This is a genomic window from Streptomyces sp. NPDC020884 (assembly GCF_044333935.1).
Lineage (GTDB): Bacteria > Actinomycetota > Actinomycetes > Streptomycetales > Streptomycetaceae > Streptomyces.
This window is the reverse complement of record NZ_JBIRRY010000009.1, coordinates 109,978-132,188: the sequence shown is the minus strand read 5'-3', so window position 1 is coordinate 132,188 and position 22,211 is coordinate 109,978. Positions and strand designations below refer to the sequence as shown.

20 protein-coding genes are annotated in these 22,211 nt (G+C 70.3%); 12 read left to right on the top strand and 8 right to left on the bottom strand.

Annotation, left to right across the window (positions count from 1 at the left end):
* Window positions 1-13 precede the first annotated feature (13 nt).
* From ACH4UK_RS26290 to ACH4UK_RS26270, 5 genes are all read left to right on the top strand, one after another.
* Window positions 14-550 (top strand): hypothetical protein, encoded by a 537-nt coding sequence (locus ACH4UK_RS26290; protein ID WP_398360156.1) that lies wholly within the window; start codon window positions 14-16, stop codon window positions 548-550.
* Between the two features lie 74 nt (window positions 551-624).
* Entirely contained in the window at window positions 625-1,137 is a 513-nt protein-coding gene (locus tag ACH4UK_RS26285; RefSeq protein WP_398360154.1) for a hypothetical protein, read from the top strand.
* A gap of 20 nt (window positions 1,138-1,157) precedes the next feature.
* The gene (locus ACH4UK_RS26280; protein ID WP_398360153.1) at window positions 1,158-1,694 is read left to right on the top strand and encodes a hypothetical protein; all 537 of its coding nucleotides are present in this window, start codon (window positions 1,158-1,160) and stop codon (window positions 1,692-1,694) included.
* Window positions 1,695-1,713: 19 nt separating this feature from the next.
* Window positions 1,714-2,247 carry a hypothetical protein gene (locus tag ACH4UK_RS26275; RefSeq protein ID WP_398360151.1) on the top strand — a complete coding sequence of 178 codons (534 nt, stop codon included), beginning with the start codon at window positions 1,714-1,716 and terminating at the stop codon, window positions 2,245-2,247.
* Between the two features lie 108 nt (window positions 2,248-2,355).
* Window positions 2,356-3,405, top strand: a complete 1,050-nt coding sequence (locus ACH4UK_RS26270; protein WP_398360149.1) for an aldo/keto reductase — start codon at window positions 2,356-2,358, stop codon at window positions 3,403-3,405.
* Between the two features lie 20 nt (window positions 3,406-3,425).
* Here ACH4UK_RS26270 and ACH4UK_RS26265 read toward each other — a convergent pair whose 3' ends face one another.
* Window positions 3,426-4,103, bottom strand: a complete 678-nt coding sequence (locus ACH4UK_RS26265; protein ID WP_398360148.1) for a class I SAM-dependent methyltransferase — start codon at window positions 4,101-4,103, stop codon at window positions 3,426-3,428.
* A 154-nt stretch (window positions 4,104-4,257) separates the two neighbouring features.
* Between ACH4UK_RS26265 and ACH4UK_RS26260 the strand changes: the two genes are divergently transcribed.
* From ACH4UK_RS26260 to ACH4UK_RS26250, 3 genes are read left to right on the top strand one after another with little or no spacing between them, the layout of a single operon-like run.
* Window positions 4,258-4,686 carry a hypothetical protein gene (locus ACH4UK_RS26260; RefSeq protein ID WP_398360146.1) on the top strand — a complete coding sequence of 143 codons (429 nt, stop codon included), beginning with the start codon at window positions 4,258-4,260 and terminating at the stop codon, window positions 4,684-4,686.
* Window positions 4,687-4,733: 47 nt separating this feature from the next.
* Window positions 4,734-6,905, top strand: coding sequence for a hypothetical protein (locus ACH4UK_RS26255; RefSeq protein ID WP_398360144.1), 2,172 nt, complete (start codon window positions 4,734-4,736; stop codon window positions 6,903-6,905).
* Between the two features lie 58 nt (window positions 6,906-6,963).
* Window positions 6,964-7,539 (top strand): hypothetical protein, encoded by a 576-nt coding sequence (locus ACH4UK_RS26250; protein WP_398360142.1) that lies wholly within the window; start codon window positions 6,964-6,966, stop codon window positions 7,537-7,539.
* 169 nt (window positions 7,540-7,708) lie between these two features.
* Here the strand turns inward: ACH4UK_RS26250 and ACH4UK_RS26245 are convergent, their stop codons facing one another.
* From ACH4UK_RS26245 to ACH4UK_RS26235, 3 genes are all read right to left on the bottom strand, one after another.
* Entirely contained in the window at window positions 7,709-12,124 is a 4,416-nt protein-coding gene (locus ACH4UK_RS26245) for a trypsin-like peptidase domain-containing protein (RefSeq protein WP_398360140.1), read from the bottom strand.
* Between the two features lie 34 nt (window positions 12,125-12,158).
* Window positions 12,159-12,533, bottom strand: a complete 375-nt coding sequence (locus tag ACH4UK_RS26240) for a CU044_2847 family protein (RefSeq protein WP_398360138.1) — start codon at window positions 12,531-12,533, stop codon at window positions 12,159-12,161.
* 102 nt (window positions 12,534-12,635) lie between these two features.
* Window positions 12,636-15,218 (bottom strand): bifunctional FO biosynthesis protein CofGH, encoded by a 2,583-nt coding sequence (locus ACH4UK_RS26235; RefSeq protein WP_398360136.1) that lies wholly within the window; start codon window positions 15,216-15,218, stop codon window positions 12,636-12,638.
* 150 nt (window positions 15,219-15,368) lie between these two features.
* Between ACH4UK_RS26235 and ACH4UK_RS26230 the strand changes: the two genes are divergently transcribed.
* Window positions 15,369-16,175, top strand: coding sequence for an HAD family hydrolase (locus ACH4UK_RS26230; protein WP_398360617.1), 807 nt, complete (start codon window positions 15,369-15,371; stop codon window positions 16,173-16,175).
* Window positions 16,176-16,367: 192 nt separating this feature from the next.
* Here ACH4UK_RS26230 and ACH4UK_RS26225 read toward each other — a convergent pair whose 3' ends face one another.
* A complete protein-coding gene (locus ACH4UK_RS26225; RefSeq protein ID WP_398360134.1) occupies window positions 16,368-16,820 on the bottom strand; it encodes an Lrp/AsnC family transcriptional regulator in 453 nt (150 codons plus the stop codon).
* Between the two features lie 102 nt (window positions 16,821-16,922).
* Between ACH4UK_RS26225 and ACH4UK_RS26220 the strand changes: the two genes are divergently transcribed.
* Entirely contained in the window at window positions 16,923-17,855 is a 933-nt protein-coding gene (locus tag ACH4UK_RS26220) for an SMP-30/gluconolactonase/LRE family protein (RefSeq protein ID WP_398360132.1), read from the top strand.
* A 37-nt stretch (window positions 17,856-17,892) separates the two neighbouring features.
* Here the strand turns inward: ACH4UK_RS26220 and ACH4UK_RS26215 are convergent, their stop codons facing one another.
* Together ACH4UK_RS26215 and ACH4UK_RS26210 are read right to left on the bottom strand one after the other, a co-directional pair.
* On the bottom strand, window positions 17,893-19,377 hold the full coding sequence (locus ACH4UK_RS26215; protein WP_398360130.1) for a peptidoglycan D,D-transpeptidase FtsI family protein: 1,485 nt from the start codon (window positions 19,375-19,377) through the stop codon (window positions 17,893-17,895).
* Window positions 19,378-19,489: 112 nt separating this feature from the next.
* Window positions 19,490-20,335: an LLM class F420-dependent oxidoreductase gene (locus ACH4UK_RS26210; protein ID WP_398360128.1), complete on the bottom strand. Its 846-nt coding sequence runs from the start codon at window positions 20,333-20,335 to the stop codon at window positions 19,490-19,492.
* 234 nt (window positions 20,336-20,569) lie between these two features.
* On the opposite strand from ACH4UK_RS26210, the gene ACH4UK_RS26205 reads away from it, so the two are divergent.
* Window positions 20,570-21,094 (top strand): sel1 repeat family protein, encoded by a 525-nt coding sequence (locus ACH4UK_RS26205; protein WP_398360126.1) that lies wholly within the window; start codon window positions 20,570-20,572, stop codon window positions 21,092-21,094.
* Between the two features lie 72 nt (window positions 21,095-21,166).
* On the top strand, window positions 21,167-21,895 hold the full coding sequence (locus ACH4UK_RS26200; protein WP_398360124.1) for a siderophore-interacting protein: 729 nt from the start codon (window positions 21,167-21,169) through the stop codon (window positions 21,893-21,895).
* 55 nt (window positions 21,896-21,950) lie between these two features.
* Here ACH4UK_RS26200 and ACH4UK_RS26195 read toward each other — a convergent pair whose 3' ends face one another.
* On the bottom strand, window positions 21,951-22,175 hold the full coding sequence (locus ACH4UK_RS26195; protein ID WP_398360122.1) for a DUF6243 family protein: 225 nt from the start codon (window positions 22,173-22,175) through the stop codon (window positions 21,951-21,953).
* Between the last annotated feature and the right edge of the window lie 36 nt (window positions 22,176-22,211).

Sequence of the window (22,211 nt, the reverse complement as noted above, 5' to 3'; positions counted from 1 at the left end):
CGGCGGCGAGCGGATGAAGAAGGAGATTCTGCGACAGGTGCTCGGCGGCATACTGCCCGCAACTCTATTGATCGGGGTCGCCGGTTGCGGCGGCCCCGAGTCGTTCACGGTCTCGGAGCTGTGCGGGAGGAAGGTGGACTCCGCCCTCGTCGCCCCGTTCCTCCCGGAAGGCGAAACACTGAAGGTCGACGACGGTATCTCCGCCCCGGAGCAACCACGCTGCAAGGTGTCCGTGGACGGTGAGCTCTACCTCTACGTGCGGGGCAGCATCGACAAGGCCGACTTCGACATCCTGAAGGCCTCGGAGCGGAGTATGCGGCGGCTGGGCAACCCGGCACCAGCCGCTGGCATCGGTGACGGCGCCACCATCGCGGACCACGGGGCGATGGCCGTCCAGGCGTGCACGTACAAGGGAGAGAAGAGCCAGTACATCCTGGACATCGACGGGGTCGACAACCCGAAGAACACCGCCGAACGCCGTGCGGCCCTCGAAAAGCTCCTGCGGGCCCACCTGCCGGTCATCATGGAAGCGGAGGGCTGCCGCCCGTAATGGCGGGGCAGAAGATGCGTCGGAGGCCCGGAGGAAGTAGTGAGGGGCACATGCGAAGGAACGTTCTGCGGCAAGTGGTCGGCATCGCGCTGCTCGCCGCACTGTTCGTCGGGGCGACCGGCTGTGGCGGCCCCGACGCGTTCAAGGTTTCTGAAGCCTGCGGCACGAAGGTCGACCCCGACCTGATCGGCCGGCTCCTCCCCAGAGGCGAGAAGCTCAAGACCAAGGACACCTTCTCCGAACCCAAGCAGCCACGCTGCGAGTTCGAAGTCGATGGCAAGGACACGGTGAACCTGCGCGGTGACGTCGTCGAGACCGGTTTCGACCCCCTGAAGGTCACAGAGCGGAGTATGCGTCGGCTGGGGAATCCGGCTCCGGCCGACGGCATTGGTGACGGCGCCACGATCGCGGACCATGGTGCGATGGCTGTACAGGCATGCACCTACCAGGGCGAGAAGAGCCAGTACGTGCTGGACATCGACGGTGTGGAGCATCCGGCGGACACCGCCAAACGCCGTCGCGTCCTCGAAGAGTTCCTGCGCTCCCAGTTGCCGGTCGCCATGGAGGCCGAGGGCTGCCGCCCGTAGTGGGCGCAGGCAGCGAGCGAATGAAGAAGAACCTTCTGCGACAAGCACTCGGCGCCACCCTGTCCGCAACTCTGTTCATCGGGGTCGCCGGGTGCGGCGGGTCCGAGTCGTTCACGGTCTCGGAGCTGTGCGGGAGGAAGGTGGACTCCGCCCTCGTCGCCCCGTTCCTCCCGGAAGGCGAAACACTGAAGGTCGACGACGGTATCTCCGCTCCGGAGCAACCGCGCTGCCAGGTGTACGTGGACGGCGATCTCCACCTCTACGTGCGGGGCACCATCGACAAGGCCGACTTCGACATCCTGAAGGCCACGGAGCGGAGCATGCGACGGCTGGGCAACCCGGCACCAGCCGCCGGCATCGGTGACGGCGCCACCATCGCGGACCGCGGAGCGATGGCCGTGCAGGCGTGTACGTACAAGGGGAGAAAGAGCCAGTACATCCTGGAAATCGATTGGGTCGACAACCCGAAGAACACCGCCGAACGCCGTGCGGCCCTCGAGAAGCTCCTGCGGGCCCACCTGCCGGTCATCATGGAAGCGGAGGGCTGCCGCCCGTAATGGCATCGGCGGCGAGCGCATGAAGAAGAAGATTCTGCGACAGGTGCTCGGCTCCACACTGCTCGCCACACTGCTCGTCGGGGCGACCGGCTATGGCGGCCCCGACGCGTTCAAGGTCTCTGAAGCCTGCGGCACGAAGGTCGACCCCGACCTGATCGGCCGGCTCCTCCCCAGAGGCGAGAAGCTCAAGACCAAGGACACCTTCTCCGAACCCAAGCAGCCACGCTGCGAGTTCGAGGTGGACGGGGAGGACCGGGTGGGGCTGAGGGGCGACGTCGTCGAACCGTTCGTCAAGCCGCTGGAAGTCAAGGAATCGGTCATGCTCCGCCTGGGCGATCCGGCACCCGCCGACATCGGCGACGGCGCCACCATCGCCGACCACGGGGGGATGGCCCTGAAGGCCTGCACCTACAACGGCGAGAAGATGCAGTTCGTGCTGGCCATCGACGGCGTGGAGGACCCGAAGGACACCGCAGAGCGCCGTCGCATCCTGGAGAAGTTCCTGCGCTCCCAACTCCCCGTCGCGATGGAAGCGGAGGGCTGCCGCCCGTAACGGGCCGACAGCACACGTGCGTTCGAGGTCTTGACCTAGAACGCACTCGAAGTCCTACAGTGCGGCAGGTCCGGCCCCAGCACACCGCACTCACCAGGGAGCTCGACCATGCTCTACCGCACACTCGGCGGCACCGGCATCGAGGTCAGCGCGCACTGTCTCGGCACGATGATGTTCGGCTCGGTCGGCAATCCCGACCACGACGACTCCGTGCGCGTCATTCACGCCGCCCTCGACGCGGGCATCAACTTCGTCGACACCGCCGACATGTACTCCGCCGGTGAGTCCGAAACCATCGTCGGCAAGGCGCTGAAGGGGCGGCGCGACGATGTCGTCCTCGCCACCAAGGTCCACTTCCCGATGGGCGACGGACCCAACCGGGGCGGGAACTCCCGGCGTTGGATCGTCCAGGAGGTCGAGGAGAGCCTGCGCCGCCTCGGGACCGACCGGATCGACCTCTACCAGGTCCACCGCCCCGACCACACCACCGACGTCGAGGAGACCCTCTCGGCGCTGACCGACCTCGTGCGCGCGGGCAAGATCCGCGCCTTCGGCTGCTCCACGTTCCCGGCCGAGGAGATCGTGGAGTCGCACGTGGTGGCCGAGCGGCGCGGACTCGGGCGGTTCCGGACCGAGCAGCCGCCGTACTCGATCCTCGCCCGGGGCATCGAGCGATCGGTCCTGCCGGTCTGCCGGCGCTACGGGATGGGCGTGCTCACCTGGAGCCCGCTCGCCTCCGGCTTCCTGACCGGGAAGTACCGCAAGGGCGGGGCCATCGACCTGTCCACCGGGCGGGCGGCGCTCACGCCGCACCGGTTCGACCCGGAGGCCCCGCTGACCACGGCCAAGCTGGAGATCGTCGAGCAGCTCGTCGCGCTGGCCGACAGCATCGGGACCACCCTGCCGGAGCTGGCGGTCGCCTTCCCACTGGCTCACCCGGCGGTGACCTCGGTGATCATCGGGCCGCGCACGATGGAGCAGTTGGAGGGGCTGGTGAAGGGCGCCTCGCTCACGCTGGACGACGAGACGCTCGACCGGATCGACGCGATCGTCGCGCCCGGGACCGACGTCTACCCGCCGGACGGCGCGTGGACCCCGCCGTCGCTGACCGACGTCGGCCGGCGCAGGCGGCCGGTGGGCGAGCGCGCGGCGGCCTAGGCCGGGGAGTGTGCGGCGGCCTAGGCCGGGACCTGGGGGTCGGCGACGGTGACCCGCTTCTGCGCCAGGAAGCCGGCCACCGGCCGCTTCGCGCCCTCCTCGGGTGCTTGGAGTGTCCGCCCGGTGACCGCGAACCCCGCCTGTTCCAGCAGCTCGGCGATCCGGTCCGCGGGCAGCCGGTAGCTGTCGAAGGAGGCGGAAGGGCCCCCGTAGCCGTACGTCCGACGCTGGTGTCCCTCATCGCCGACGCGGGTGACGAGCAGCAGGTGCCCGCCGGACGCCAGCGCCCGGCAGAACTCGGCGAACACCCCGGGCAGTGACGCCGGCGGCAGATGATGCGTGGAGTAGAAGGCCAGGACGCCGCCGAGCTCACCGTCGCCGGCCTCCAGCGCGGACATCGAGCCGACGTCGAACCGCAGATCCGGATAGCCCGCGCGGGCCAGCCCGACCATCCTCGGCGACAGGTCGACCCCGAAGGCGGAAACCCCCAGCCGGGACAGGTACGCGGTCACCTTGCCCGGCCCGCAGCCCGCATCGGCCGTCGGCCCGAGGTCCGCCGACGTGACGAGCTCGGCGAACGCGGCCAGCACGGCGCGCGACAGCGGGTCCAGTGCGCCGGGGTCCTTGACGGACCGGGCGTAGTCGGCGGCGACGGCGTCGTACGACTGCCGGATCGTCTTCAGGTGCGGGGGTTCCATCACCCCGTGACGCTATGCCGACCCCAGGAGGGGCGGCTACGGGTGTGACCGAGTTGTGTGGATCCGCCTCCGACAGGTTCACATAGCACGCGGGTTGCTAACGTGCAGGGTGAAGAGGTTCGTGGTCGGCCGCGCGTGGGGGACGGTTCAGTTCATGGCATGGGACGAGTGGGAACAGCTCAAGAGCGAAGCCGCGCAGCGGGACTCCGTCGGCATGCAGCTCAACGAGGCGCCGCCCGGCGGAGGCGGAACTGCGGGCGACGGTGATCTGGTCGTCCACGACAACGAGCTGGGCAAGATGGGTAACACCGCGTACGAACTGCGCCAAGAGTTCGGCGTCGACAGCGACTTCGCCCGCCCCAGCACGTTCACCGCGTCGATCGACCTGTTCAACGACGGGCTCGACATGGGCGCGGCCCTGACCGAGCTCCATGACGCATGGAACACGCAGACGGGGACGCTCAAGGACGCCTGCGCGCACATCTCCAACCACTTCGACTACACCCGCGCGCAGCACGCCAAGGACCAGGTCCAGGTCGCGACGAGCATGCCTGTATCGAAGATCGATGACTACATAAAGTAGCTTTCGCAAAGCGGAAAGAACCGCCGAACGGCACACGGGGGCTGGGCATGGCGAGCGAGACGATGACCGCGCAGGAGCTGACGGATCTGCGCCTGGGCACACTCGACACGGCGGTCACGGACTGGGAGACCATGTCCAAGCGCCTCAAGAGACTGTCCACCGGTGACGGGGGCGGGGTGAACGCGAAGCGGCTGGAGTCGGAGGCGAACGCCGCCGACTGGACTGGCCTCAACGCCACCGTCACCAAGGACTTCGTCACCAAGACGGCCGTCGAGTTCCAGGACGTAGCGGCGCAGGCCACGAGCGTGCTCGGTCTCCTGCGCGATGCCAGCGCGGCGTTCAAGAAGCACAAGGCCGCCCTGACGACGGTCATCGACGACGTCGCCAAGCAGAACATCTACATCAACGCCAAAGGCAGCGCCATCGCCTCCGTGCCCTCGGGCGCCGCGGCAGGCAAAGGTGACATCCCCGCCCCCAGCAACGAGGAGTTGGCCGTCGCGGAACGCCGGGTCAAGCGGGTCCTCTGGGAGGCGAGCGAGACCGACCGCATCGCCGCCCGCGCCCTGCGCGCCCTCGCCAAGAACAAGCACGACTTCTCGGGCGACGGCCCCGGTGGCCTCAAGGAGGCCGACGACCGGCAGGGCAAGGCGGACGCCGACTACTGGGCGAAGAAGGTGCAGGAGAGCGACCCCGGGGAGTGGAGCGACAAGGACGTCGAACGCTTCAACGAGACGCTGATCAACCAGCGCGACAACCAAGGGTTCGGTGAACGGTTCGCCACCACGCTGGGCGCGGACGGCACACTCCAGTTCTGGCGGGACCTGGCCGCTCCGCCCGGTGGCGCGGTCGAGGGCGAGCGGGCCAAGGTCCTGGCCCAGGTCCAGGACAACCTGAGCATGACCCTCGCCACCGCTTCGCACAGCGACAGCCCTGCCATGGAGACGTGGAAGCGGGACGTGATCGCCGCTGGGGACAAGCCGTTCCCCATCCAAGGGCTGCCCATGGGGCCCAACGGCTTCCAGGTGATGAGCAGCCTGATGGGCAAGGGCAAGTTCGACGACGAATTCCTCAACGACTACGGCACGGCTCTGGTCAAGCACGAGCGTGAGTTCCCCGGGGATCCGAAGGTCGCCTGGCGCGACACGGCCAACCTGAACTACCCGCCGACCGATGAGCCCAATGACCCCTTCGCCGGCTTCATGGAGGGCCTCGGGCACAATCCCGAAGCCTCACTCGAATTCTTCAACGACTCCACCAAGGCCGACGGCAAGGACCTCGACAACTGGGACTACCTGGTGGCCAAGGGTGACGACGCACGCGAATGGCCCGTGGGCGAGGACGGTAAGCCCCTCGGCCACGACGCGTTGGGCCACGCCCTCGAATCGGCAACGATCGGCGTCCCGCACGACTCGGACGCCACACCGCCGAAACACTCGGCCGGCAGCGCCGAACTCGTCAACCGGATCGTGTCGGAGTTCGGCAAGAACTCGGACCGGCTGGACGAATCCGCTATGAACGACAGCTTCGGGAACATCACCGCGGAGTACATGCGGGATGTTCAGGACGGGATGAACGGCGATCGCGAGATCAAGACCTACGGGAGCAACGCCAACCTGGGCGACCTGCCCCGTGGCCAGCTCAAGGACTTCATCGCGCAAGTGGGCAAGGACCCCGACGCCTACGGCGCGATCATCAACTCCCAGCAGGCGGTCACCACCGAACTCATCAACGAGGGTTACCACGACAAGGCCAAGTACGCGGAGTTCTCCGAGGAGATCGCCAACCGCATCACACCCGGCGCCGAAATCGCGGGCATCATGGCCGAGTCCCGCACCCAAGCCGTGTACGACGACAAGATCGCCTCCGACGCCGAGTTCAACGAGAGTCTGGCCACCACGGACAAGTGGGCCGGACGAGCCATCGACATGGGTCTGTCCCGGTTCCCCGTCGCGGGCGATGCGGCTGGAATGATCATCGAGGACATCCGGGGCGCCGTCGTGGAGCACTACACCCGCGACTCCAGTGAGCAGGCCGGGCAGGACCGCAGTGATTTCCTCGAGGACCAGCGGAACAAGTCCGCGGACGCGATGTATGACGCCACGTACCAGGCGGCCATCGAATCCGGAACAGATCCGGAGAACGCAAGGAGCCAGGCCGATTCCGCTGCCCGCGAAGTGCGGGTCGGCTACGGAATGGGCCGGCAGCGGGCAGGGAGCTAGCGTGGGAAACAGTGCCGGGGCAACGCCCCCGAGGAGCAGGCGCCACAGGGCACTCATCGTGGGCCTGGGCGTCCTCGTCATCGCCGGGACGGGTGTGGCCCTGTTCCTGCCGGACCGGAAGTCGCAGGTCGCTGTTCCCGATCGCGTGTGCCAGAAGGCGGTGTCCGGTGCGCAGGTGGAGGCCCTGCTGCCGGGGACGGGTGACCCGTTCGAGGAAGTACGCTCGACCAACTTCGTCGCCGACGCTTCGAAAGGGCTCGGAACGTGTGAGCTGTCCGGTGGGGGCCAGGATCTCGCGATCAGCTACCGACGGATCCAGGACCCGGACTTCACCACCGACACCGTCGCGCGCACCGCGTCCAAGCCCGGCAACACCCCGATCTCTCTGGGGCCGGCCACGGGCTACATCAGCCGTTACAAGGCCGCGCTGTTCGTCGCCTGCCCCTACACGAAGGACCGGAACGACCTGCTCGAAGTCTCGGTCGACGCCGGGGGCGTACCCGAGATCAAGGATCGCGCCATGAAGGAGAAGATCTCCGCGTTGACGGCCGACGCGGCACGCGCTGTCGCCCGCGAGGTGGTGCGCTGCGCGGGAGCGGCCGAACTCCCGGATAACGCACCGAAACTCGGCTGAGGACAGCGCGACACCGGCTGCGGCAGTCCCGAAGCATTCAAGATCTCGGAAGCCTGCGGCACAGAGGTCGCCCCCGAGCTGATCGGCCCACTGTTGCCCGGGGGCGATAAAGACGGAGGGCTGAGCGCGCGGCGGCGTGAGGAGAGGGGCAGGACCGTCACAGGCCTGCTCAGCTCGGGCAGATCCCCTCCGGCAGGCCCGAGGGCAGGCCGTCGCGCTCCTCCGCCGTGAGGTCGCGGCCGACGACGGCGCACAGGTGGCGCTTCCAGAGCTCGGGGTCGAGGTGGATCAGGTCCAGTCGGCCCCGGTCTCCGTTGCCTCCGCCGAAGCTGCCTCCGGAGAGTGTGCGCAGCAGGGTCCTGCCGTCCTTGGCGGCCGCCAGGAAGTGCTGGTGCGCCGCGAAATCGTACGTCTCGAAGGTGTTGGGGTCCGAGAGCTTCTGGAAGCGCACCGAGCTGCCGTTCGCGATGAAGAACTCACTCTCGGCTCCGGTGAAGTTGAAGACGTATCCCCCTCCGGTGAAGTGTTCGTCAGACCCCAGCGGTCCGATCGGTCCGGACAGTCTGGCCGGCGGTTCTCCGGTCTCCGTCGACCACAACTCCATCATGCCGCCGGGCGACTTGGCGGCCGCGTAGCTGCCACTGCCGTCCCGGACCGCCCGTTCGATCCTCGGGCCCAGCCGGACGCGCAGATCCTTGTTCTCCTTGCCGGTACGCAGATGGACGGCGTGCAGGACCGGGGCGCGGGCGACCATGACCTGCACATAGCCCTTCTCCGCATGGGGGTTCACCGCGAAGCCCGAGTCCACGGTCCCCTGGCGGCCGGAGCCAAACAGCGGCGGGTTCTTCTTCGTGAGGCCCAGCGCGCGGGCGTCGATGACGGGGGACAGGCGGCGGCCGGTCCGGGCGGCCCAGTGTTCGATGCGGCTGCCGGAGAGGGTCACGAGTTCGTCGCCGCCCCGGAGGAAGGTCAGCGTCAGCGCTTCCGGGCCGCCGTCCCGGTCCTCCGGGGGCGCGTGTGTGCGGACCTCCGCCACCTGGCGCAGCGACGGTATCTCCCGGATCTGGACCCGGTCGCGGTCGACCACGTCCGCCACGAGGGTTCCGGCGTCGTTCACCAGCAGGTCCTGCTCCGCGGGCCGGTCGGTCACCACGGCGGACGAGGGCCGTTTCACCTCGGTGGTGATCCGGCCGGACGCCGCGTCGACGAGCGCCAGCGTCTCGCCCTTGTCGGGCTCGTCCAACTGCCTGATGTGGGCCACCAGGGACGTGCCGCCGTCGACCAGGCGCGGAGAGCCGACGAGGATGTCGGAGCCGTCGACGCCGCGCGGGATCAGCGGCTGGGCCGTCACGTGGTTGTCGCCGTAGGCGACCGCCGGAACGACCGCCTGGCGCGCGTCTCCGAGGAGGCGGCCGACGACCAGCTCCGGCGAGGCCACCTCGGCCCTCGTCACGCGGCTGCCGCGTCGCGTGCCGACGATCATCCACGACTCATGGTGGTTCGCCGCGAAACGATCGCCCGTCCCGTCGACGGCGATGCTTCCACAGCCGCTGTTCGGCCCGGTGTAGGTGTAGCTGTTCAGCGTCCGCCCGTCCTTCACGCGCAGAGCACGGTAGACGGCGACCTTCTCGTCGCTCTTCTCCACCTGACGGCAGAAGACCAGAACGCCGCCGTCACCGGACAGCGCCGTCACCGAGCCGTTCGTCGCCATGTCGTCGACGCCGTCCGCCAGCTCACGGGCCTTTCCTGTGCCGACGTCCACCGCTTCCATCACGAGGCCGTCGCCGTCCTCGCCGCTCCGGCTGACCACCAGGGTGTTCTCGTCGGGTCCGAACCACACGGACTCGCCCCTCGCGACCGGCGGGCCCGGCACGTCCCGGCGGCGCCCCGTCGCCAGATCCCACAGCGTCAGCCGGCCTTCCACCATCGTGACCAGGCTTCCGGCGTCCGGCGAGAGAGCCATCAGTCTCTCCTCCGCGAGCACCCAGCCCACGGTGTCGGCTATCTCCCCGAACTCCGTTCCCCCCAGTGGGGGTTGCGGGCGGAGCAGGTCCTCGGGACGGTCGGCGGCGGGGTCGACCTCGTACCGGACCAACGTGCCCGCTCCCGACACATGAGCGATCTGCCGACCGTCCCGGCTGACCAGCGGGTGGAAGGCCATCTCGTCCAGGTCCAGCTGGAGCCGCTGGACGCGTCCTCCGGCCTGGCGTACGAACAGGGTGGCGCGCCCGTTCTCGGTCGTCACGAGCGTCACCGCGCCGTCCACGCTCATCGCCACGTCCCGGATGCTTCCCTCCGTCCCGCTCAGGACCCACGCGGCGTTCTTGACCTGGTCGTACCTGCGGAGCACGGCGTTGCGGGCCTCGTTCGTGGGCGCGATGCCGTACGCGCCCATGGCGATCAGCGCGGCCTGTCCCGGATCATGTCTGGCGACCTCGGCGGAGTAGTTGGCCAGTAGACGCGACCGACCGTCCGCCTCGCGCTGGGTACTGACGCGCTGCTGGTAGACGAGGAAGGTGCCGAGGCCGACGATCAGCGCGAACACCACGGCGGCCGCGGTCCAGGCCGCGCGGCCGCGGGCCCGCCGCAGACGGCGGCGCTGCCGCCCCCGCTCCAGGAAGTCCCGCTCGGGCGCGTCGAGTTCCGCCTCCCGGTCCTTCACCCAGGCCTGGATGTAGGCAAGTTGGACATCTCCCGGCAGCAGGTCGGACGGCCTGTCCTGCTTCGTCCAACGCTCGCGGTCATGGTTCAGCTCGGCGCGGCCCGTCAGGAACCGTTCGTCCTCCCGCACCTGGTCCCGCAGCGCGGGCCACACCTCGATCAGCTTCTCGTGGGCCAGCTCGGCGGTCTCCGGCTCTTCGTCGCCGCCGCGCAGTACCAGCAGCCGGAACGGCTGAGCGCCGAACGACTTGGCGAGCTCCCACCCCGCGGGGCCCGCCTCGCTCTCCGTGATCCTGCGGCGCAGCGGCTTCCCGCTCCCGGGCAGCACTCTCACCAGGCCCCTGAGCAGCCTGGCGGCGGCGGTCCGCTCGCTCTCGCCGACGTACCGCTTCCAGGCGGCTTCGCAGTGCTCCTCCAGCGCGCCCTCGACCCCGTTCAGCTCCTGGTACGTCGAGGTGCGCAGCCGGCCGGCGGACCGGTTGTCCCACAGCTGCTTCAGCAGGAAGCCGAGGAGCGGGAGGTTCTCCGGCTCCCGGCAGGCGTCTTCCAGGATGCGCTCGGCCAGCCCCGGGTCGTACTCCACCGCCGGAGCCCTCTCCACCGGTCGGGTGATCACGGCCTGGAGCTGGGCCCGTGACATCGGCGTCAGCGGAAACAGTGTGCTGCCGCGCACCAGGGGGCCGAGGCGAGGATGTCTGAGCGCCGCGTCCATGAAGTCGGACCGGAGCGTGACGAGCAGCAGGGATCCGGCGGTCGGGCCGCCTTCCGGAAAGAGGAGCCCGGCGACTTCGCCGAACTCCTTCTCGCCGATGTGCAGGAGAGCCTCGGCCTGGTCGAGGACGACGAGATACCTGTCGTCCGAAGCGCCTCGCAGCCGGTTCAGCGTCTGCACCAGGCCTCGGTCCGCCAGCCACTCCTCCACCTGGTCGACGCTCTCCGCGCGCCGGTCCCCGTACCGTCCGGTGCGTACGGCTTCGTACAGGTCGACGGCCAGTCGGGAGAGCAGGGAGCCGTCGGCACCGGCGTTCACCACGATCGCGTCGGGGCCCGGCCGGTCGTCGTCCTCCCCCGCGCCGCTTCCGCGCCGCATCCGGGGAACCACTCCGGCCAGCGCCAGCGAGGACTTGCCGCAGCCAGACGGTCCGAAGAGCGTGACGACCCCGTCCAGCTCCAGCGCGTCGACCACGTCCTCGATGTCGTGGTCGCGGCCGAAGAAGATGTCCTCGTCGCGCTCCTGAAAGGTGTCGATGCCCCGGAACGGATGCGCGGCAAGCTCGCGATCGAGATCGGGCAGCTTGGCGAGCGCCGCTTTCACGCTGATCGCGAAGGACTGCTGGGTGTCGTCGCGTTTCCGCTGGGCCGCGACGACGATGCCGACCGCCGCGCCGCGCTGCTCGTCCCAGACGGGGCTGCCGCTGTAGCCGCCGGTGATGTGGGTCGTCCGGCTGTCGGCACGGGAGAGCTGGATCCAGTCGCCCGACGACTTCCCGCTGAGCTCCCCCCGGTGCCAGACCACGCCCAGTTCGTCGTCCGGAAACCCCACGACGCGCACCGGCCGGTCCGACACCGCGGCGGAAGCGGCCACCGGCAGCGGACGCGTGCCGGGAACCACCTCGCGCAACCGCAGCACCGCCACGTCCCCGCAGTGCCTGGGCTCCTCCGGTATCCACTGCTCGACCTCGGCGACGAAACGCCGCTCACCTGGCCCGTCGGCGAGCGGGAAGTCGATCAGCACCTCGGTGCCGACGGCGACGTCGAGGCCCCGTGTCCTGGCCAGCGCGTCGGACACGACATGAGCGCAGGTCAGCACACGGTCGGCGGTGACGAGGAAGCCGCCGCCGGCGATCACGCCGTCCCTGCCCCGGAGCCGGACGACCGCCGCGTTCAACGCCTCGTCGGCGCTCGGTCCCTCTTCCCCCGACACCCTGTCCCCCGCGTCCCCCCGTAAGCCGGTCATGTCAACCCACGGCCGGCACAGGCTCGTTCGGGTCGACCGTGTCGCCCTTGTGCCACGTCAGACTCACCGAGAAGTTCGCCGCCGTCGCGGTGCTGGCGATGACCACGTCCGCCTCGGCCGACAGCGACACACCGAACTCCAGCGTGATCTCGTCCGGCGCGTTGGCCAGCCCCCGGAACCTGCCGACGAAGCTCTCCGCCACCGGCCGCACCGTGTCCAGCATCTGTCCGAACGACCGCTCCGCACGGGCGACGGAGCGGTCTCCGCGCCCGACCCGCACCAGGGACTCGTCCACCTCACGGATCTGCACCCGGATCATCTCGTCGCTGCCGTCCTCCAACGGCAGTTCGACCGTGCGGACAGGGCTTTCGCTCACTGCGACCTCCAGCGTTCGGGAGGGGCGATCATAACGAAGGCAACTGACCGCACAGCCAGGGTGGTTGTTGTTCGGCGTGGCTGCCGCGCCCCTCCCCCGCCCTCAGTTGGGCAGCACCGGCAGCAGTTCCGGCAGATGGCCGTCCGACGCCGTGGCCGCCGAGACCCGTTCGGCCGGGACCTCCCCGTACAGGGTCGTGCGGGGGCGGGACGGGCGGCCCGCCAGCTCGGCGATGGCCTGCAGGCCCTGGATGGAGCGGTACGAGCCGTAACTCGACCCCGCCATACGGGAGATGGTCTCCTCCATCAGGGTGCCGCCCAGGTCGTTCGCGCCCGAGCGGAGCATTTCCGCCGCGCCCTCCGTGCCGAGCTTGACCCAGCTCGTCTGGATGTTGGTGATGTGCGGGTGGAGCAGCAGCCTCGCCATCGCGGTGACGGCCCGGTTGTCGCGGTCGGTGGGTCCCGGGCGGGCGATGCCGGCCAGATAGACCGGGGCGTTGGTGTGGATGAAGGGCAGCGTCACGAACTCCGTCAGGCCGCCGGTCTCCTGCTGGAGCCGCGTCAGCGTGCGGAAGTGGCCGAGCCAGTGACGGGGCTGGTCGACATGCCCGTACATCATCGTGGAGGACGAGCGCAGGCCCACCTCGTGTGCCGTCCTGATGACCTCCAGCCAGGTGGCCGTGGGCAGTTTGCCCTTGGTGAGGACCCAGCGGACCTCGTCGTCCAGGATCTCCGCGGCCGTGCCGGGGATCGAGTCGAGCCCGGCCTCCTTGGCGGCGGTCAGCCAGTCGCGGATCGACAGGCCGGTGCGGGTCGCCCCGTTGACGACCTCCATGGGGGAGAAGGCGTGCACGTGCATGCCGGGGACGCGCTCCTTCACCGCCCGCGCGATGTCGAAGTACGCCGTCCCGGGCAGGTCCGGGTGGATGCCGCCCTGCATGCAGACCTCGACCGCGCCGACGTCCCACGCCTGTGCCGCCCGGTCCGCGACCTGGTCCAGGGAGAGCGTGTACGCGTCGGCGTCCGTGCGGCGCTGGGCGAAGGCGCAGAAGCGGCAGCCGGTGTAGCAGACGTTGGTGAAGTTGATGTTCCGCGTGACGATGTACGTGACGTCGTCGCCGACCACGTCCCGGCGCAGCGCGTCCGCGATCCGGCACAGCTCGTCCAGCGCCGGGCCGTCCGCGTGGAGCAGGGCGAGGGCCTGGTCGTCGGTGAGCTTCGTCGGGTCGTCGGCGGCCTGGCCGAGCGCCTGGCGTACGTCGGCGTCGATACGGGAGGGGACCATGCCGGGGGCGGCGGCCTCGCGGAGCGCCTCCCAGTCCCCGTACACCTCGTCGAAGTCGTCGCGGCGGTCGCCGGTGCGGCCCTCGGTGTCGATGGTGGTGTGGAGGTCGGTGCGGCCTGAGGAGGTGAACCCCTCGTCCGGCTCCTGCCACGGCAGGCCTGCGGGGAGCGCGCCCTCGCGGGCGAGGCCCGTCTCCGGGTCGGCCAGGGCGCGGACGTGCGGGAGGAGGCGGGGGTCGAGCCACGGCTCGCCACGCTGGATGAACTCCGGGTAGATGGTGAGGCGTTCGCGGAGCTGGAAGCCCGAGTCGGCTGTCCTGGCCGCCAGTTCGTCGATGTGCGGCCAGGGGCGCTCGGGGTTCACATGGTCGGGCGTGAGGGGCGAGACGCCGCCCCAGTCGTCGATGCCCGCGCCGATGAGGAGCGCGTACTCGGCGTCCACCAGATTCGGCGGGGCCTGGATCCGGGCGGAGGGGCCGAGGATATGCCGGGCGACCGCGATGGCGGCGGCCAGCTCCTCCAGCTCCGCGTCGGGCATCCCGCGCATCGCCGTGTCCGGCTTGGCGCGGAAGTTCTGCACGATGACTTCCTGGATGCCGTGGTAGGCGCGGGCCGTCTTGCGCAGCGCGAAGAGGGAGTCGGCGCGCTCCTCGTACGACTCGCCGATCCCGATCAGGACGCCCGTGGTGAAGGGCACGTTGGAGCGGCCGGCGTCCTCGAGGACGCGCAGCCGTACGGCGGGTTCCTTGTCCGGGGAGCCGTGGTGCGGGCCGCCCGGCTCGGACCACAGGCGGGTCGCCGTCGTCTCCAGCATCATCCCCATCGAGGGCGCGACGGGCTTGAGGCGCTGGAGGTCGGTCCAGGTCATCACGCCCGGGTTGAGGTGGGGCAGCAGGCCCGTCTCCTCCAGGACCCGGATCGCCATCGCCCGTACGTACGCGAGGGTGTCGTCGTACCCCTCCGCCTCCAGCCACTCCCGCGCCTCGGGCCACCGGTCCTCGGGTCGGTCACCGAGGGTGAACAGCGCTTCCTTGCAGCCCATGGCCGCACCCTCGCGGGCGATGGCCAGCACCTCGTCGGGCGACAGGAACATCCCGTGGCCCGCTCGGCGCAGCTTGCCGGGGACGGTGACGAAGGTGCAGTAGTGGCACTTGTCACGGCAGAGGCGGGTGAGCGGGATGAAGACCTTGCGCGAGTACGTGATCACGCCCGGTCGGCCCGCCGCTTCCAGGCCCGCGTCCCGGACGCGGGCCGCGGACGCCGCGAGATCCGTCAGGTCGTCGCCGCGTGCCTGGAGCAGGACGGCGGCCTCGGTCATGTCGAGGGCGACGCCGTCACGGGCACGTTTGAGCGCACGCCGCATGGCGTTGGAGGTGGGGCGTCCGCTCTGAGGATCGGTCATGAACCGAGCATACGAGCGAGGTGCGTGCGCCGGACCAGGGCCTCGGGTGCGGATTCGCTCCCCGCGACGTGCTCGTGGTCACTCGTGCGGGCCGACTCACCCGAATGAGAGCCCGCCGACGGTGTCCTCACGCTTAGTGTCGGAACGGTGATGGAAACGATCGTCCTCGACATCGGCGAAACCCTCGTACGCGACGACCGGTACTGGTCGTCCTGGGCCAACTGGCTCGGCGTGCCACCGCACACGCTCGGCGCGCTGGTGGGCGCGGCCGTCGCCCAGGGCCGCGAGGCCACGGACGCGCTGCGGATCCTGCGGCCCGACATGGACATCGAGGAGGCCTACCGCGCGCGGGCCGCCGCCGGGCGCGGAGAACACCTCGACGAGTCCGACCTCTACCAGGACGTCCGGCCCGCGCTGGGCGAGCTGCGGGCCGCGGGCATCCGGGTCGTGGTGGCGGGGAACGGCACGGTCCGGGCCGGGGAGCTGCTGCGGGCGCTGGACCTGCCGGCCGATCTGGTGGTCACCTCGGACGAGTGGGGCGTGCGGAAGCCGGATCCGGAGTTCTTCGTCCGGGTCGCCGAAGCGGCGGGCGCGGCTCCGGAAGCGACGCTGTACGTGGGCGACCATCCGGCCGACGACCTGTTCCCGGCCGCGGCGGCGGGCCTGCGGACGGCGCATCTGCGGCGCGGGCCGTACGGGCACTGGTGGGCGGACCACCCGGACGTGGTGGAGACGGCGGACTTCCGCATCGACGCGCTGACGGAGCTGGCGGGGCTGGCCGGGCCGGCGGGGTCACAGGACTCGAAGGACTCGAAGGGTTCGAAGGACCCCAAGGGCTCGACGGGCTCGACGGGCTCGACGGGTGCGACCGGGGCGACGGGGTCGGCCGCGTCGGACGGTTCCTCGGAGGAGGAGGCGAAGGTGGTGCGGCGAGGGGCGCTGAGGTCGGTGCGGTAGGGCCGCGACGCCGAGCCCACCCACGCGGCTCGGCACGGCCCGGCGCGACCCGACCCGGCGCGACCCGGCGCGGCTCGGCCCGGCACGGCACGGCCCGACCCGGCGCGGCGCGGCCCGACCCAGCGCGGCTCGGCTCATGACGCACGGGCCCTCTCTCCTCTCCGCTCCCCTCGCTTCCCCCCTCGCTCCTGCTCACTCCTGGGCGGCGGCCTCCGGGAGGACCGGGCGCTCGAAGAACGTCTCCAGGACGACCGTGGCCTGCGTCCCGCTGACCCCGTCGATCGCGTAGATCCGGCGCAGTACGTCCTGCAACTGCTCGGTGGTCGCGGTCCTGACCTTCACCAGCACCGACGCGCTGCCGGCGATGACGTGCGCCTCCACGATCTCGGGGAGCGCGGCGAAGTCCTCCGCCGAGTCGCCCATCCAGGAAGCCGAGTCGACCATGACGTAGGACAGGACGGGGTGACCGGCCGCCACCGGGTCCACCTCGACGGTGGTCCGCCGGATCACTCCGCGTTCGCGCAGCTTCCGTACCCGCTCATGGGCCGCCCCGGCCGAGAGGCCCACCGCCCGGCCCAACGCGGCATAGGGCTGGGTGGCGTCCTGCTGGAGATGCGCCAGCAGGGAACGATCGATGTGATCCACAGCTCTCCATTCGGATATTCCTTGCTGGAACCATATCTCATACGGCAATCTCCCTTCCTAGCCATAGATAGTTCATCAGGCGTGGGGATGGGGAGAGCTCATATGACCAGCGAGCAGGGTGCGTTGTACGAGATGTTCGACGAGCGGTTCCGCACCGGGCGGTGCATGAACGGCGACGCCGATCCGGAGGTGCTGTACACCGGCTGCCGCTGGGCCGAGGGCCCTCTGTATGTGCCCGCCTGGCGGCAGTTGATCTGGAGCGACATCCCCAACGACCGGATGCTGCGCTGGGACGAGGAGACCGGTGCGGTCGGCGTCTTCCGCCGCTCCGCCGGACACCCCAACGGCAACACCCTCGACCGCCGAGGCCGGCTGATCAGCTGCGAGCAGGGCAACCGCCGGGTCACCAGGACCGAACACGACGGCACGATCACGGTGCTGGCCGACCGCTGGCAGGGCAAGCGTCTGAACAGCCCGAACGACGCGGCGGTCCGGTCCGACGGCTCCGTCTACTTCTCCGACCCTGACTTCGGCATCACCAGCGACTACGAGGGCCACCGCGCGCCGAGCGAGATCGGCTCCAACAACGTCTACCGGATCGACCCCGCGACGGGCGACGTGCACCTGGCCGCGGACTGCTTCGGCGCGCCCAACGGGCTCGTCCTCTCGCACGACGAGCGGCAGTTGTTCGTCTCCGACACCCGGGCGGGTCTCATCCGGCGCTTCGACGTGCGCGAGGACGGCACGCTCTCGCAGGGCACGGTCTTCGCCGAGGCCGGAGCCGGCGGGGCCGCCCGCTTCGACAACCTCCGCTTCGACGACGACGGCCGGCTCTGGGCCGCCGCGATGGACGACGGCGTGCACTGCTACGACCCCGACGGCACCCTGCTCGGGCGGCTCCGCATCCCCGAGAAGGTGTCCAACATCGCCTGGGGCGGGGCCAAGCGCAACCGGCTCTTCATCACGGCGGAGACCAGCCTCTACTCCGTGGTCATGAGCGCCACGGGCACCCACCCGACCGGGCCGGTGCGGTAGGCGATAGGTGGTCGGGCAGGCAGTCGGGCAGGCAGCCCTAGTCCCCCAGCACCGCCTGCATCACGCTCTTGGCGATCGGTGCGCCGAGCCGGCCGCCCGAGATGTCGGAGCGGGAGATGTCCATGTCCGTCGGGTCGATGAACACGGCGACCGCGACCGAACGGCCGTCGTCCTTCTTGCCGTAGCTGACGAACCAGCCGTACGGGACCTCGTCGCGGACGTTGACGCCGCGCTGGGCGGTGCCCGTCTTGCCGCCTACCGTCACACCGTCGATCAGGGCGCGCTGGGCGCTGCCCTCCTTCGCGGTGTGCTCCATCATCTCCTGGACCTTCTTCGCCGTCTCGGGCGAGACGGCCTGGCTCATCTCCATCGGCTCGTTCTTCTCCAGCGTGGAGAGGTCCGGTCCGCGCAGCTCGTCGACGATGTAGGGCTGCATCAGCTTGCCGTCGTTGGCCAGGGCCGCCGTGACCATCGCCATCTGCATCGGGGTGCTGGTGAGGCTGCCCTGGCCCATGCCGGTGAGGGCCGTGCCGGGCTTGTCGAGCTTCGGCGGGTAGAGGCTCTTCGTGGCGAGCAGGTCGCCGAACTCCTCCGCGTACACGTCCTCGTTGAAGCCGAACTTCTCCGCCGTCTCCCGCATCCGGTCCTCGCCCAGCTCGGCCGCCGCGTCGAGGAAGACGTTGTTGCAGGAGTACTGCATGGCGGTCTTCATGGACGCCTTGTTGCACAGCGCGTCGCCCGCCTCGCTGCCGATCTTGTTGGTGGAGAGCGGCAGGGGATACGGCGAGACCGCGTCCGTCCTGGCGTCCACGTCCGTGACCACGCCGTGCTCCAGCGCCGCCGCGGCCGTGAGGATCTTGAAGGTGGAGCCGGGCGGGTAGGTCTCGCGCAGCGGGCGGTTGGCGAGCGGCTTGCCCTTGTCCTTCTCCAGCGCCGCGAAGCGGTCGCTCTCCTTGAACGAGTTCCCGGCGAAGATCTCGGGGTTGTACGAGGGCGTGGAGACCAGGGACAGCACCTTGCCGGTGCGCGGGTCCAGCGCGACCACCGCGCCCCGGGCGTCCAGGTCCGTCAGCCCCTTGTAGGCCGCCTTCTGCGCCTTGGCGTCGATCGTGGTGATCACATCGCCGCCGCGCCGGGGCTGCCCGGTCAGGATGTCCTTGGCGTGCCGGAAGGCGAAGCGGTCGTCCTGGCCGCTGAGGACGCTGTCGTACGTCCGCTCCAGCAGCGAGGTGCCCCGGCCCTGGGAGGCGTACCCGGTGACGGGCGCGTACATCGGACCGCCCTTGGAGGTCCGGATGAACGCGTAGTCCCGGCTCTCGGTCTCCTTCGAGCCGGTGATCGCCTTGCCGCCGACGATGATGTCGCCGCGCGGGGTGGCGAACCGTTCGAACCGCACCCGGGCGTTGTTCTCGTGCTGGGCCAGCTCCTGGCGGTCGACGTGCTGGAGCCAGTTGGCCCGCAGCAGCAGGGCCAGCACCAGCAGCCCGCAGAAGATGGCTATGTGCCGCAACGGCCTGTTCATTCGACTCCCCACCCGACCGGGCCCGCGTATGCGATCCCCGGTGAGTAAGGATGCCCTGTGGGCGCACCCGGTTGCACGCCCGGCCCCGCGCGCGGGGCCGGGCGGCCCTCCCTCAGAGGTACGCGGCGTACGCGTCCAGGGTCCGCAGGACCTCCGGCTCGGCCGCCGGGGGCAGCTGGAGCACGACCTCCTCGATGCCCAGATCCGCGTAGTGGGCGAGCTTCCCGGGGCTGGGCAGGACCGCGTACGGCACCACCTGGAGGCCCTCCGGGTCGCGCCCGGCCTCCTCCCAGGCCGCCCGCAGCTTCGGCACGGACTCGGTCAGGCCCCCGCCGCCGATGGGCAGCCAGCCGTCCGCGTACTCCGCGATGTGCGCGAACAGCTTCGGGCCCGCCCCGCCGCCGATCAGGGTGCGCGGGCCGTTGACCGGGCCGCGGGGCCGCTGGGCCGGCTTGGGGTGCGCCTCGCTCGCCTGCACCGACCCGAACCCGCCCTCGTAACCGGTCGGCTCGTCCGCCCACAGGGCCCGCATCAGGGCCATCCGGTCCCGCCCCAGGTCCCGGCGCGTCGACCACTCCACCCCGTGGTCGGCCGCCTCCTCGACGTTCCAGCCGTAGCCGATGCCGAGGGTGAACCGGCCGCCGGAGAGGTGGTCCAGGGTGGCCGCCTGCTTGGCCAGGTCGATCGGGTCGTGCTGGGCGACCAGTGTGATGCCGGTGCCCAGTGCGAGGCGCTCGGTGACGGCGGCGGCCTGACCGAGGGCGACGAAGGGGTCCAGCGTGCGGCCGTACTCGCGGGGCAGCTCACCGCCCATCGGGTACGGCGTGCGGCGGCTCACCGGGATGTGCGTGTGCTCGGGCAGATACAGCCCGCCGAACCCCCGCTGCTCCAGCTCGCGGGCGAGCCTGACCGGGGTCACCGTCTCGTCGGTGAGGAAGATCGTTGTGGCGATCCGCATCGAGAACACCTCCGTCGTCCGTCTGTCGTCCGTCTGTGGTCGGTCTGTGGTCTGTCGTCCGTCGGTCGTTCGTCGTTCGTCGTCCTTCAGCGCGTCATGCTGCGAAGGGCCAAGGTATTCCGTACGCCAACGAAATCCGAGACCGTCGACCGCGTCGCGGAGGCCGGTACGGAGGGCCGGGAAGCGGGAAAGCACGGAGCACGCGCAACGGGAGCCGGACGGAGAGGAGCCGCGATGGGACCGGGACGGAGACAGGCACGGGGACAGGGGCTGGGGCAAGGGCAAGGGCTGGGGCTGGGGTACTTCCTGCTGCCCGCGGGCGGCGCACTGAGCCTGACCGGGGTCATCACCGGCAACGGCACGCTGATCAGCCTGAGCTGGATCATGTGGGTGCTCGGGATCCTGCTGCTGTTCCGCGACCGGTCCCGCCGGTCCGCCGATCCCCGGGAGCTCGCAGCGGCGGCCGCCGCCGGGGACACCCGGGCGGCACGGCGGCTGCGCGCGCTCGCCCTGACCGCGCGGGCCGAGGGGCGTCCCGAGGCGGCCGAGCGGCTGCTGCGGCAGGCGGTGCGGGCCGGCGACGTGGAGTCGATGTGGGAGCTGGGCCGCCTGGTCGAGCAACGCGAGGGCCTGACGGCGGCGGAGCCGTGGTTCCGGATGGCGGCGGAGCGCGGGCACGCGGTGGCCAAGCGGCTGTTCCGGCCGGGCGGAGCGCTGCACGCGGACGGGGCGGGCCCACCGCACTCCCCGACCCTCTGAATTTAGGTTAGCCTCACCTAAAGTGACCCTCTGGGCAGTGGGCCGGGGCACCGGGGCGAGGCGGGAGACACCGTGGGGCATGGCTGGGAAGGCGTCGTTCTCAAACTGTTCCGGGGGCGTGATTTCACGTTCACGGTGACCGGCACGGAACAGGTCACCGACCGCTTCCGGCGGGTGCGTGTGACCGACGGCGGGCTGCTCGCCGCGACCGGTGGAGCCCACCCGACGATGTGGGTGCGCCTGTGGTTCGAGAAGGACGGCAAGCCGCACCAGCGCGCCTACACCCTGGTCGACCCCGATCCGGAGGCCGGTGACTTCAGCCTGGAGTTCGCCCTGCACGAAGGGGCCGCGTGCACCTGGGCGCGGGAGGCGAAGGCCGGCGACACGATCGACGCGACGTTGCAGGGCACCGGTTTCACGCTGCCCGACCCGGTGCCCTCACGACTCTTCGTGATCGGTGACGCGGCGGCCCTGCCCGCGATCAACTCCCTGCTGGACGCGATCCCGTCGACCCCGGCGACGATCTGGTTCGAGACCGCGCACGAGGAGGACCGGAAACTGCCCATCCGCCTCGACGCGGCCCACCACACCCTGCACCACGTGGAGCGCCGCGGGGCGGGCGCGCATCTCGTCGCCGAGGTGAAGGCGGCCCTGCCGGAGCTGCTGGGCGAGGACCACACGGACGCGTACGTCTGGGTCGCCTGCGACACGTCGACCACCCGGACCCTGTCGGCGTACCTCCGCAAGGAGCTGGGCCTGCCCAAGGACCGGCTGAACACACTGGGCTACTGGCGGCCGTAGCCGGGTACGGGGAACGCGCCGAGCCGCTGGTGCGGCTCGGCGCTGCGGCCGTGCGTCAGCTCTGCGCGGTGTCGTCGCCCGCCTGCCCGGCGGTGTCGGCGGCGTCGGCCGTGCCCGCCTTCTCGCGCATCTTGCGCACCAGCTCCGCCTTCTGGTCGGCCGCGCCCTGACGGTCGAGGTTGCGGTGCGGACCGTTGTTCTGGCGTTCGGCGCGGGACAGCCTCTTGCGCTGGCCGCCGCCCATGCCCACGGGGTTGTTGATGTTCTTGCTCACGGTCATGACAAGGACGTTACCGGGTTCCGGGCCCCGGTCGTA